This is a genomic window from Nonomuraea sp. NPDC049129, from assembly GCF_040648495.1.
GTDB lineage: Bacteria > Actinomycetota > Actinomycetes > Streptosporangiales > Streptosporangiaceae > Nonomuraea.
The window spans coordinates 1,026,300-1,038,413 of sequence record NZ_JBEZDU010000001.1 but is presented as its reverse complement, the minus strand read 5'-3'; the positions used below and the strand labels follow the sequence as shown (position 1 = coordinate 1,038,413).

Sequence of the window (12,114 nt, the reverse complement as noted above, 5' to 3'; positions counted from 1 at the left end):
GCCTCCGTCGTCAGAGAGGTTTCAGAGGGGTGAGTAGAGGACGAAGACGTTTCCTGAGGGATCGCGCAGCACGGCCCGCGTCTCGTGCGGCCCGTCCTCGGGCTCACGCACCACTTCGGCGCCGCGCGCCACCAGATCGGGTACGGCCTGCCGTACGCTGTCCACCTTGAACGACGGCGCGGCCGAGGCGGTGACATGCTCGGCGGGTCCGGCCAGCGCCACGGTGACGCCACCGCCGTTCAGCGCGGCGAACCTGTCACCGTCACGGAACTTCACCGGCAGCCCGTAGAAGGCGATCGCCTCGTCCAGGTCGGCCACGGGTATGAGCACGTTGCCAACGATCACGCCGGCCTCCAATGCGGTAGGTCGTCCACGAACGTCACCCGCACCGGCATCCCGATGCGGACCTCCTCCGGTGCGCACTCCACGACCTGACCGAACACGCGCGCGCCTTCTGGCAGGTCGACCCAGGCCAGCACGTACGGCTCGCGGCCCCGGTAGCCGGGCGCGAACGAGCGGTGCACCACGGTGTACGTGTGCACCACGCCCGCGCCGGAGACCGGCTCGAAGACGAGGTCGCCACCGCACCGGGGACAGTCGGCCTCGGGGAGGTGGACCCGCCGATCGCAGGCCGTACAGCGCTGAACGACCAGCTCGCCGCGCCTGCAGGCGGCCCAGTAGGCGGAGGTGTCACAGGTCATCGCTTGCCAAGCTAGCGCACGCTTGGTTGCTCGACAACCCTAGTCGGCGGGTTCCTCGGCGAGCGAGGCAACGGGCTCCTCCGAGGTCAGCGAAGCCGAGTCGGGGGCCACCGAATCAGCGCTCGGCCCGGCGAAGGCCGGTGCGTCGGAGGAGCGAGACGAGGGGAGGGGCGGCGCGTCGGAGGAGTCCGGCGAGGCGAAGGCCGGTACGTCAGAGGTGCGTGGCGGGCCGGAGCTGTGCGGCGGGTCGGAGGGCAGCGCGAAGGGCGGCTGGGACGGCGTCGGAGTGGCGTGCTCCTGGGTCGGAGTGGCCGACGTCGAGGGCGAGGGGCTGGGCGCCGGGCAGGGCGGCCCGTCCACGGTCACCTCACTGACCTGCGGGCCGTTGGCCGCCGCCGGCTCGGTCGATATCAGGAGCCCGAAGTGCGCCTGCTTCCCGCACCCGACGACGCCCAGGTCACGGGCCACGGGGTCGGTGTAGGTGGTCCGGCCGGTGAGCATGCGGGTCTCCTGATGTACCGTGCGGGCCTGGCCGTCGCCGTCGCGCCGCGTGTACGTGATGCGCAGCCGCACCGGTCCCCGCCCGTCAGCGGCCACGCGCACCGCGCCCGCCGAGCCGGTCCACTGGACGATGTCGGCCGACCGCACGGCCGGACTGGGCAGCGCCCGGGAGGGCTGGCGGGACACGGTGGGAGGGGGCGGCGTGGGGGCGGTGGCCGACGGTACGGGAACGGCCGTCGACGTCCTGGCCGTGGGACGGCTGGTCTCCGAGGTCCGGCGGACCGGGGTCTTGTCGTCGACGGGGGTGGGATCCAGCTGCTCGGACGTCTTCGGCTGCGGCATGAGTACGGTCCCCGCCGGGCCGGGGGCCAGCCGCCCGTCCGAGAGCACCACCGCGATCAGCACGGCGACGGCCGTCGCGCCCGCGATCCACAGGTGCGGCGGCAGCTTGGGCACGGTGATCCGCCGCCCGCGGACCGCCCCCAGGGTGGCGGTCGGCGTGTCGGTCTTGGCCAGGGGGAAGCGGAGCGCGAGCAGCGTGGCCAGCTCGCCGAGGTGGCGGCGCCCGCGTTTCTCCCAGTCGGGGCCGTAGCCGGCGACCGCGTCCTCCTCCAGCTCCGCCGCGAACTGCCGGGCCGAGGCGTACCTGACCGCCGGGTCCTTGGCCAGCCCGCGCCGGAGCAGGTCGCGCAGCGAGTCGGGGGCGACCTCCAGCGGCACCGGCTCGACCAGGTGCTTGTCCCGCAGCGACGCGACGTCCTCAGCCTTGTACGGCGGGCGTCCCCTGACGGCCTCGAACAGCAGGCACGCCGCCGCGTAGAGGTCAGCGGGCGGCCCCGCGTCCCCCTGCGTCCACAGCTCGGGCGACATGTACGGGGGGCTGCCCGCCGGCACGCCTGGCTCCTCGGCGTGCACCACCACCCCGAAGTCGCTCAGCTTGCTCGTGCCGTCGGCCTGGACCAGTACGTTCTCCGGTTTGACGTCCCGGTGGGCCACGCCCTTGTCGTGGGCGGCGGCCAGGGCCAGGAGCGTGCTCTTCAGCACCGCCAGCGCCGCCTCCGGGCTGGTCCTGCCGTGCTCGGCCAGGATCGTCCGCAGCGACACCCCGTCGACCAGCTCCATGACCACCGCGGCCCTGGTCGGGGTCTCCACGAACTCGTAGAGCTGGACCACGTTCGGGTCGTCGAGCTCGACGAGTGAGGGGGTGTCCACCCGGAAGCGGTCCATGAACTCGGTGTCCCGGCGCAGGGTCGCGTTCAGGTATTTGATCGCGACGTAGGCTCCGGTGGCCTGGTAGGTGGCGAGGAACACGCGGCCCGTGTGCCCCGCGCCGAGCTGGCGTACTTCTCGGTAACCAGGGACCAAGGCGAACCCCCATAGCGCAGCCGTCTCTCGTTCGACGGTCTCATCCGGGGTTCCGGTTGTCACGACTCCAGATATTTCGCCAGATGTCAGGGGATTATGGCCCCGAGGCCCGGGTGATATGTTCGAAGCCAAGCAAGCGCTCGGCTAAGTGGAGGCTTCGCATGGATCGTACGGCCGTGCTGGTCATGGAGATGCAGCGGGGCGTCGTCGGCGATCTAACGAAATTTCCGGACCTGGTGGTCGCGTGTCAGCAGCGTGGCGTCGTGCGCAACGCCGTCTCCGTGCTCCAGGCGGCCAGGGCGGCCGGCCTCCCGGTGATCCACTGCACCGCGGCCTTCCGCGCCGACCGGGCCGGCTCCCACACCCACAACAGCCCGTTCATCACCGCCCTGCTGAAGGACCCCGGCCACATGCTGGAGGGCACGCCCGCCGTGGAGGTGCTGCCCGAACTGCTGGCCGACACGGACCTGGAGAGTCGGCGCCACCACGGGTTCTCCCCGTTCACCGGGACCTCGCTCGACATGACGCTGCGCTCGCTGGACGTCGCGCACGTGGTGGCCGTCGGGCTCTCGCTCAACCTGGGCATCCCCGGCCTGGCCCTGGAGGCGGTGAACCTCGGCTACCGGGTCACCGTGGTGACCGACGCCGTCGCGGGCGTACCGGACGGGTATGCGCTGGCCGTACTGAAACACACGATCCCCCTCCTGGCCGCCCGCACCACCGCGGCCGAGCTGGTCGACGAGTGGAAGGCGGGCGGCGAGCGGTGATGGAGGGAATGCGGCTCGACGGGCGCGCGGCCGTCGTGACCGGGGGAGCGGGCGCGATCGGCGCGGCAATCGCCGCGGATCTCGCCGCACTGGGCGCCCGGGTGGTGGTCGCGGACGTGGACCTGCCGGGCGCCGAGAAAGCGGCCGCGAGGCTGCCGGGGGCCACTGCCCTGGCAGTTGATCTCGCCTCACCCCCCTCCATCGAGCGGTTCTGTGGCGCGGCCGGGTCGGTCGACATCCTCGTGCACAACGCCGGGGTGTCGATCGTCGAGCCGTTCACCGCCAGTGACCCGGCGAACTGGGATCTCATGTGGCAGGTCAACCTGCGCGGCCCGATGCTGCTGACCAAGCTGATGCTGCCGGGCATGATCGAGCGCGGGTGGGGGCGGCTGGTGTTCATCTCGTCGGACGGCGCCAGGGCGGGCTCCGGCGGCGAGGGCGCCTACGCGGCCACCAAGGCGGGGCTGTTCGGCCTGGCCAAGACGCTCGCCCGCGAGGCGGCCAGGGCGCACGTCACCGCCAACGTGGTCTGCCCGGGACCCACCGACACCCCGATGCTCCGGCGCGTCTCGGCGGCAGAGCCCGGACTGGTCGACAAGATCGTCAGGACCGTCCCGCTGCGCCGCCTCGGCACGCCCGCCGACGTGGCGGGTTTGGTCGCCTACCTGTGTACGGAACGCGCCGCCTACATCACCGGCCAGACGCTGTCGGTCAGCGGCGGCGTGACGATGCAGTGACGACGCGACGCATGACGCGAAGCACGACCCCGATGAGGCCGACGCGATCACAGGGATCGGTAGACGGCCTCCATGAGGCGGATCGCCCGCTGGTTGCCGGCGAAGACGTCGGCCATCTTGTTCATGACATATCCGGCGGCCACTCCGTACTTGGGGTCGGCCAGGCCGATGGACCCGCCCACGCCGGTGTGCCCGAACGCGGTCACCGACGGCACGAAGAACGACATGGCGGGCCGCATGAAGCCGAGCCCGAACGCGCTCTCCAGCAGCAGGACCTGGTCGGGCCCCGACGCCCGGGGGCGGATGGCGTCCGTCAGTGTCTCCGGCCGCAGCAGGTCGCCGCCGAGCAGCGAGCGGTAGAACGCCGCCAGGGACCTGGCCGTCGTGACGAGGCCCACGGCGGGCCACCCGGCGCGCAGCATCACGGGGTTGTTGGCCCCGCCCTGAAGGTCCTGGATGCGCGGGTTGCCCATGGTGCGGTTCATCAGGCTGTTCGGGTCTGTGGCGGCCAGGGCGATCGCGGCGATCGGATCCTTCGGCGGCCCGATGGGCGCGCGGGGCAGGACACCGGGGGCGCGGCGGGCCGGCCCGCTTCCGGCCCCGGCCGAGGGCATGCTCCCGCTCCCGGTTCCGCTCCCGCTCTCACCCCCGGCCGTGGGCAGGCTCCGGCCGCTCTCGCTGCCGGGCGGCGGCTCCGCGGTCAGCCGGGCGGCCCTGGCGATCACGTCGTCGGGCGCCCCCACCCACAGGTCGAGACCGAGCGGTCCGGAGATCTCCGCCGACACCAGCTCGCCCACCGACTTGCCCGTCACCCGGCGTACGACCTCGCCCACGAGGAACCCGTACGTCAGAGCGTGATACCCGTGCGCCGACCCGGGCCGCCAGATCGGCCGCTGCCCGGCCAGGCGCGCCGCGATGGCGGGCTGGTCCTCGAACTCCGCCACCGGCACTCGCTCGTCCAGCGCGGGCAGCCCCGCCTGGTGACTGAGCAGGTGCTCGACGGTGACGCGCTGCTTGGCCCGCACCCCGAACTCCGGCCAGACCTCCGCCACCGGCGCGGTCACGTCCACCAGCCCCCGCTCGGCCAGCTGGAGCAGCACGGTCGCGGCGATCGCCTTGGTGCACGAGTAGGCGAAGACGGGGGTGTCCGCCTCCCACGGCCGTTCCGTGCGGCGGTCGGCCACGCCGTCCCACAGGTCCACGACCAGTTCGCCGTCGAGGTAGACGGCGAACGCGGCCCCCAGTTCGAGGCCGTCGGCGAAATGGCGTTCGAAGACCTCGCGCACGCTGGAGAACCGGGGATCGCAGTGCATCAAGACCTCCGACAGGAAGGGAGCACGTACTTGGCTGCCGAGCCTAACAATTGGGGACGTTTCGGCCCAGAGGATCAGCGGGGCACGCTCAATCTGCTCACTGGCAACTTGGTACTGGCCGGATTGGCCACCGCGCGGACCGGCCAAGTTCTCAGCCTGTCCATGCCGATCAGGGGCGCCACCTCCTCGCCCGCGCCCGGCACCGTGCCCCATCTGAAGGGGCGCCCGCTGCCGCAGCACTTCATGTCGGTCGACGGCGGTGACTACGCGGCCGGCGCCCGGCCGGTGGGCGCGGGGCTGCGGATGGCCGATGACGCGCTGATCGTCACCCACCACGGCACGACCACGCACATGGACGCGCTCTGCCACATGTGGTCGGGCGACGAGCTCTACAACGGCCACCCCGCCGCGCGCGTACGCTCCTACGGCGCCACCCGATGCGGCATCGAGCAGGTGGGCGGGGTCGTCGCGAGGGGCGTCCTGTTCGACGTACCCCGCCACCTCGGGCTCGACCACCTGCCCGCCGACTTCCGTATCCCGCCGGAACTGCTGGCGGAGATCGCCGTGCCGCGCGCGGGTGACGTCGCGGTGATCCGTACCGGCTGGCCCGCCGTGTGGGAGCGCTCGCGCGAGGAGTACTGGTCGGGACAGCCGGGACTGTCGGCCGAGGCGGGGCGCTGGCTGGCCGAGCGGGACGTCTCGGTGGTGGCCGCCGACAACGCCGCGATCGGCGGCCTGAACGCCCACCAGCTCGCCGACGAGCCGCTCGACGACGATCTCCACCTCATCCTGCTCCACCGCCACGGCATCCACCTGATCGAGCTGCTCTGGCTGGAGGAGCTGAGCGCGGCCGGCCGTACGGAGTTCGTGTTCGTCGCGGCCCCGCTCAGAATCGAGGGCGGGACCGGGAGCCCGCTCAACCCACTGGCGATCCTCTGAGCCCGCTCAGTCCGCAAGCCATCCTCTGAGCCCGGTCACCACGTGACAGGCAGGGACTCGACGCCGTAGACCGCCGCGCGCTCCTTCAGCGGCACCTCGGAGGCGGGCACGGCCAGCCGCAGGCCGGGGAAGCGTTCGAAGAGCCTGCGGTAGCCGATCCGCATCTCGATCCTGGCCAGCTGCTGCCCCAGGCACTGGTGCACGCCGTGCCCGAAGGCCAGGTGCCGCCGCGCCTCGGCCCGGTCGAGCCGCAGCTCGGCCGGATCGGTGAACAGGCTCGGGTCCCGGTTTATCGCCGGCAGCGACAGCGCGACCGTCTCGCCCTTCCTGACCAGCTCGCCCGCCACCTCCACGTCCTCCAGCGCGACCCGGCTCGGCGCGCCCACGTGCAGGATCGACAGCCAGCGCATCAGCTCCTCGACCGCACCCTCGACCGCGCCCCCGCCTCCGACCGTGTCCGTGCTCTCGCCGCTGAACAGGGCCCGCTGCTCCGGGTGCTCCAGCAGCGCGAAGACGCCCAAGGCCAGCATGTTCGCGGTGGTCTCGTGGCCGGCGACGAGCAGGAGGAGCGCGAGGTTCGCCAGCTCCTCGTCGCCGAGGTCGCCGATCAGGCCGCTGATCAGGTCGTCGCCGGGCTCGGCGCGCTTGCGTCGTACCAGCTCGCCCAGATAGCCGGCGAGCTCCGCCAGATCCACCGCGCCCTCCTCGTCAAGGGCGACGAACCGCGCGGTGTGCTCCTGGAAGAAGTCGTGATCCTCGTACGGCACGCCGAGCAGCTCGCAGATGACCAGCGACGGGATCGGCAGCGCGTACGCCCGCACCAGGTCCACGGGCGGCCCCGCGGCGGCCATCGCGTCGAGGTGCTCGGCGGCGACCTGCTCGATCCGCGGTTCGAGCAGCCGCATCCTGCGGACCGTGAACTGGCCGGTGAGCAGGCGGCGGTAGTGGGTGTGCTCAGGCGGGTCGGTCGCCGCGAACATGCCGGGCGCGGCGGGGCGGCCCTGGCCGAACTGTGGCGTCGCGCGTACGGGGCTGTGCTTGAGCTCCTGGCGGGCGCTGAATCGAGGGTCGCTCAGCACGGTCCGCCCGGCCTCGTAGCCCGTCGCGAGCCAGCCCGCGTGCCCATCCGGATAGTCCAGACGCGACATCGGCGGCAGCTTTTCCAGCGCGGGAGGTGGGTCGAAGGGGCAGCCGGGCGTTCTCTCCATGGGGATTCGCATATTTTGAGAGTAGACTCCGATTTGAGAGTTGTATAGCAGATTTTGGGATCTTGTGAGTGGACGGGCCTGTGCCGCAACCCCGACAATCGGAGACATGAGCGATCGACCGGCCCAGGGACTGCGCGAGCGGAAGAAGGCCAAGACGCGGGCGCTGATCCAGAAGGAGGCGCTGCGGCTGTTCCGCGAGCAGGGTTACACCGAGACCACGGTCGAGCAGATCGCCGAGGCGGCGGAGGTCGCGCCCAGCACGGTGTTCCGCTATTTCGCCTCGAAGGAGGAGCTGGTATTCGTCGACCACTTCCCGGCCTTCGCCGAGGCCCTGAACGCCGCTCCGGCCGATCTGCACCCGATACGCGCGGTCCGCGTCGCCCTGCGGGAGGTGACGGCGGCCCAGACGCCCGAGGAGCTCGCCGAAGGGGTGGAGCGGGAGAAGCTCATGTTCTCGGTGCCCGAGCTGTGGGCGGCGAGTCTGACCAACGTCTCCGGGACGCTCAGGTCCATGCAGGAGATCCTGGCCAGGCGGGCGGGGCGGGACGTGTCCGATCCGGAGATCCGCAACATCACGGGGGCCATCACGGGTGTGATGTTCGCGGTCTGGTTCGACTGGGTGAAGGACCCCGAGGTGGACGGGCCCGCCGAGATCGACAAGGCCCTCGCCCATCTGGAGGAGGGCCTGCGCCTGTGAACCGTCTGGTGCGAGCCTTCCTAGACCGGTGAACCGTCAGGCGCGGGCTCGCCTGTGCCGGTGAGCCATCCAGGCGCGAGCCCTCCTGCGCCGGTGAACCGTCAGGCGCCCGGATAGTTGCCGCCGCCGTGAGCGGCGTCCAGGGCGTCGTAGTCCGGGGTGAAGCCGCGCTTGGGGATCGCGTCGACGAACGCCACCTCGCGCGGCTTCTTGTAGGAGGCGAGAGCGCTCTTGACGTGCTCGATGAGGTCGTCGGCCGTGGCCGCGGCACCCTCCTTGAGCGCCACCACCGCCTTGACCGCCTGGTGCCAGGTGGCGTCGGGCACGCCGATCACGGCGGCGTCGGCGACGGCCGGGTGGGCTTTGAGCGCGCGTTCGACCTCGGCCGGGTAGACGTTCTCGGCGCCGGACTTGATCATGCGCAGCCGGGGGCCGATGAAGGTGATCGTGCCGTCGGGCTCGCGACGGCCGAGGTCGCCGGTGTGATGCCAGCCGTACGCCGACTTTGCTGCATTTAAGTCTGGACGGGCGAAATATCCGGAAAAGAGGGTCTTGCCGCGGGCGCAGATCTCGCCCACCTCACCCGCCGGCAACTCGGTCCCGTCGGGGGCCAGGATGCGGACCTGGACCAGTGGCGACGGCCGACCGGCGAACCCGGCGGCGCCCGGCGCCAGGCCCAGGAAGGTGAGCATGCCGCCGACCTCCGTCTGCCCGTACCCGCCCATCTTGGACCGGCACCAGGGGGAGTCGTCCACGGTGATCATCGCGTCCCACTCCGCGGAGTGCGAGACGAACCTCAGGGACGACAGGTCGTACTTGCCGCCGGTGTTCGCCTTCGTCACGGCGTCGATCATCGGGCCGAACAGGAACGCCTGCGTGACCCGCTCGGCGTCGATCAGGCGGCACACCTCCTCGGCGTCGAAGGCGGGGGTGAAGACGTTCGTGCCGCCGATCTGGAGGGTGGCCAGGCAGAACATCATCGTGCCGACGTGGAAGAGCGGCCCGTTGTTGAGGAAGGTGAAGCCGGGCTCCATCTGGCGCACCACGAGCAGGGACGCGCCGTGGGCCAGCAGGGCCGCGCTGCTGAGGAGCGCCGCGTTGGGACGGCCGTCGAAGGCGGCGGTATAGAGCGCCAGCACCGGCTCGCTGTCCTCGACGGGCGGCAAGTCCCTGGCGGTGCCGCTCTCGACCAGCCGCTCGTAGCCGGCCCCGGCCTCCACCCAGAGCGCCGTGCCCTCGCTCAGGGCCATGGTGGCGTCGGACGGCTCCCGTACGACCACCCGCGGCGTCAGGTCCTCGACCACGAAGCGCAGCTCGTCCGCCGACTGCCGCCAGTTGGCCGGGCAGAAGATCGCCCCCAGCCGTGAGCACGCCAACAGCAGCTCCAGCACCGCGTGCGAGTTCTGGCCGAGCCAGAGCACGCGTTCGCCGGCCGTCACGCCCGCCCCGGCGAGGGCGTCGGCGAGGCGGCCGACCCGATCGTCCAGCTCGGGGTAGGTGAGCCGCACCTCCCCGTCCACCACCGCCGTCACCTGGGGGCGGCTGCGCGCGTGCTCGGCGAGTACGTCGGACAGCGACAGGCTGTGGATCATCGCAGCTCCTGGGAACGTCAGTGGAACGCGGGCATGACCTCGGCGGCGAAGAACCGCATGACCTTCTTCATCTCCTCCAGCGGCATCGGCCGGGTGCTGCCGAAGTCGCACAGGAGGTTGGCGAACCCGGCGTCGCGCAGCAGCGAGATCTGGTCGATGACCCGCGCCGGATCGCCGATCACCTCCAGCTGCTCCCAGCGGAAGTCGGCCGACACGGAGCCGCCCTTGAGGTAGCGGTCCTGGTAGTACTCGAAGCCCTGCGCGGCCTTGCCCGTCTTCGGGTCGATCGGCGCGCTGCGCTCGTTGAAGATCCGCGACCGGTCGAACGACGCCTCGAACCTGGCCTGGTCCTCGCGGGCCTGTTCGACCGTCGGCGCCACGTAGACGCTGCGCGCCACCACCAGCTCGCTCCCGTTCGCGTGCCCCGCCTGGGCGGCCGTCTCCTGCCAGGTCTCGGCCGCCTTGACGACCTTGCGGAACGTCGCCGCCGGGTCGGCCAGGATGGGCAGCCCGCGCTCGCCGTACATGGTGACGGTCTCGGGGGAGACGGCGGCCACGTGGATCGGCGGGTGCGGCGCCTGGAAGGGACGCGGCGTCAGGGACACCTCGGCGCCGGTCTTGTAGAACTTGCCCTCGTGCTGGAACGTCTCCTGGGTCCACAGTCCCAGGATCACCTCCAGCGCCTCGTTGAACCGGTCACGGGCCTCGGCCAGGTCGATCCCGAAGCCCTCGAACTCGAAGCTCTGGTAGCCGCGCCCGATCCCGAGATCCAGCCGGCCGCCCGACAGCACGTCCACCAGCGCGGCCTCCTCGGCCACGTGGATCGGGTTGTGCAGGGGCAGCACCACGATGCCCGTGCCGAGGCGGATGCGCGAGGTGCGGGCGGCCGCGTGGGCGAGCATGGTGAACAGGTTCGGCGCGACCCCGTAGTCGCGGAAGTGGTGCTCGGCCAGCCGTACCCCGTCGAACCCCAGTTCCTCGGCCAGCTCGATGAGCTCCAGGTGGTAGTCGTAGACGTCCTTGAAGCTCTGCCCGTCGAACCGGTGGAAGAGGTGGAAGGTCGAGAACTTCATGCGGCGGCCCCTCAGTGATAAACCAAGCGCTCGCTTGGGAGAGTACCACGGGCCCCGTTTCCTAGGCGAGGGCGGTGAGCAGCCCCATCGTCAGGGCGGTGCGCTCGGGAATGTGCTCGATCAGCACGTGCTCGTGCCGCGCGTGCGCGCCGGCGCCGACCGCGCCCATGCCGTCGAGCACCGGGCGGCCCAGCGCGGAGACGAAGTTGCCGTCACTGGCCCCGCCGACCGCCGCCTCCTCCAGCTCCCAGCCGAACCCGGCCGCGACCGCCCGCGCCTCCTTGAACAGCCGTCGCGACGGCGGGTTGGGCGTCATGGGCGGCCGGTTCCAGTCACCGGTGACCGTGACCGTCACGCGCGGGTCGGAGGCGCGCAGGCCGGCGAACACCTCGTTCATGCGCTCCATCTCCGACGCCCGCGCGACCCGGACGTCGATGCCGCAGGTGGCGCGGCCCGCCGCGACGTTGCACCCGGTGCCGCCGCTGATCAGCCCGACGTTCAGGGTGGTCCCGAGCTCCCGCGCGTCGGATCCGGCGAGGCGGGTGACGAGCTCGGCCAGCGCGTGGATGGCGCTCGCGCCCGAGTCGGGGTCGAGCCCGGCATGCGCCTCGACGCCCTTGACCGCCACCTCGAACTTCCCGACGCCCTTGCGGGCCGTCTTGAGCAGGCCGTCCAGCGACGCCTCGAAGACCAGGCTGGCCAGCGCGTCCGCACTGGCGGCCTCGATGTGCCGCCGGGAGAACAGGCTGCCGATCTCCTCGTCGCCGTTGAACAGGTAGGTCAGGCTCGGGTGCGGAAGACCGAGCTCGCGCAGGCCCCTGAGCGCCCAGACCGACTGCACGAGCCCGGTCTTCATGTCGAACACGCCCGGCCCGGTGATCCTTCCGTCCGCCATGGTGAACGGCCAGTCCGCGAGCGTCCCCGTCGGCCAGACGGTGTCGTAGTGGGCGAGCATGAGCACGGTGCCGGGGGCGGTGCCCCGATAGGTCAGCTCCAGGACGTCGCCGTACTGGCCGCCGTCGTGGACGACCGCCTGGTCCGGCACGCCGAGCCGCTCCTCCACCAGGGCGCGGACGGCGCTCAGCCCTCGGGTGAGCATGGCCTTGTCGTAGCTGTGGGTCTCCAGCTCGACGACCGTCCTGAGGTCGTCGAGCATCGCGGGCAGGACTTGGCTGGTCCAGCGTGTGATGGGCACATGAATCCCTTTTCCAGGAGACATGA

The 12,114-nt window shown here is 71.5% G+C and carries 12 protein-coding genes; 4 read left to right on the top strand and 8 right to left on the bottom strand.

Annotation, left to right across the window (positions count from 1 at the left end; translation table 11 throughout):
- Positions 1–21 precede the first annotated feature (21 nt).
- From AB0B64_RS04620 to AB0B64_RS04610, 3 genes are read right to left on the bottom strand one after another with little or no spacing between them, the layout of a single operon-like run.
- The gene (locus AB0B64_RS04620; protein ID WP_225299260.1) at positions 22–345 is read right to left on the bottom strand and encodes a VOC family protein; all 324 of its coding nucleotides are present in this window, start codon (positions 343–345) and stop codon (positions 22–24) included.
- Positions 342–701, bottom strand: coding sequence for a Zn-ribbon domain-containing OB-fold protein (locus AB0B64_RS04615; RefSeq protein WP_225299262.1), 360 nt, complete (start codon positions 699–701; stop codon positions 342–344). Before AB0B64_RS04615 ends, AB0B64_RS04620 begins: the two co-directional genes overlap by 4 nt.
- A gap of 39 nt (positions 702–740) precedes the next feature.
- A complete protein-coding gene (locus tag AB0B64_RS04610; RefSeq protein ID WP_358174630.1) occupies positions 741–2,630 on the bottom strand; it encodes a serine/threonine-protein kinase in 1,890 nt (629 codons plus the stop codon).
- Positions 2,631–2,728: 98 nt separating this feature from the next.
- On the opposite strand from AB0B64_RS04610, the gene AB0B64_RS04605 reads away from it, so the two are divergent.
- Together AB0B64_RS04605 and AB0B64_RS04600 are read left to right on the top strand one after the other, a co-directional pair.
- Positions 2,729–3,334, top strand: coding sequence for an isochorismatase family cysteine hydrolase (locus AB0B64_RS04605; protein WP_357946588.1), 606 nt, complete (start codon positions 2,729–2,731; stop codon positions 3,332–3,334).
- Entirely contained in the window at positions 3,334–4,071 is a 738-nt protein-coding gene (locus AB0B64_RS04600; protein WP_358174627.1) for an SDR family NAD(P)-dependent oxidoreductase, read from the top strand. The genes AB0B64_RS04605 and AB0B64_RS04600 overlap by 1 nt, the downstream gene beginning before the upstream one ends.
- 47 nt (positions 4,072–4,118) lie before the next feature.
- Here the strand turns inward: AB0B64_RS04600 and AB0B64_RS04595 are convergent, their stop codons facing one another.
- Positions 4,119–5,384: a serine hydrolase domain-containing protein gene (locus AB0B64_RS04595; protein ID WP_358174624.1), complete on the bottom strand. Its 1,266-nt coding sequence runs from the start codon at positions 5,382–5,384 to the stop codon at positions 4,119–4,121.
- Positions 5,385–5,414: 30 nt separating this feature from the next.
- Here AB0B64_RS04595 and AB0B64_RS04590 point away from each other — a divergent pair, with 30 nt between their 5' ends.
- Positions 5,415–6,323: a cyclase family protein gene (locus AB0B64_RS04590; protein WP_357946596.1), complete on the top strand. Its 909-nt coding sequence runs from the start codon at positions 5,415–5,417 to the stop codon at positions 6,321–6,323.
- Between the two features lie 35 nt (positions 6,324–6,358).
- Here the strand turns inward: AB0B64_RS04590 and AB0B64_RS04585 are convergent, their stop codons facing one another.
- A complete protein-coding gene (locus AB0B64_RS04585) occupies positions 6,359–7,531 on the bottom strand; it encodes a cytochrome P450 (protein WP_357946599.1) in 1,173 nt (390 codons plus the stop codon).
- A 106-nt stretch (positions 7,532–7,637) separates the two neighbouring features.
- On the opposite strand from AB0B64_RS04585, the gene AB0B64_RS04580 reads away from it, so the two are divergent.
- Entirely contained in the window at positions 7,638–8,228 is a 591-nt protein-coding gene (locus AB0B64_RS04580) for a TetR family transcriptional regulator (RefSeq protein ID WP_357946601.1), read from the top strand.
- Positions 8,229–8,329: 101 nt separating this feature from the next.
- Here the strand turns inward: AB0B64_RS04580 and AB0B64_RS04575 are convergent, their stop codons facing one another.
- From AB0B64_RS04575 to AB0B64_RS04565, 3 genes are all read right to left on the bottom strand, one after another.
- Complete coding sequence (locus AB0B64_RS04575) at positions 8,330–9,820, bottom strand: AMP-binding protein (protein WP_358174621.1); 1,491 nt, start codon at positions 9,818–9,820, stop codon at positions 8,330–8,332.
- A 17-nt stretch (positions 9,821–9,837) separates the two neighbouring features.
- Positions 9,838–10,893 (bottom strand): LLM class flavin-dependent oxidoreductase, encoded by a 1,056-nt coding sequence (locus tag AB0B64_RS04570; protein WP_358174618.1) that lies wholly within the window; start codon positions 10,891–10,893, stop codon positions 9,838–9,840.
- A 61-nt stretch (positions 10,894–10,954) separates the two neighbouring features.
- Positions 10,955–12,088, bottom strand: a complete 1,134-nt coding sequence (locus AB0B64_RS04565) for a M20 family metallopeptidase (RefSeq protein ID WP_358174615.1) — start codon at positions 12,086–12,088, stop codon at positions 10,955–10,957.
- Positions 12,089–12,114: the final 26 nt, after the last annotated feature.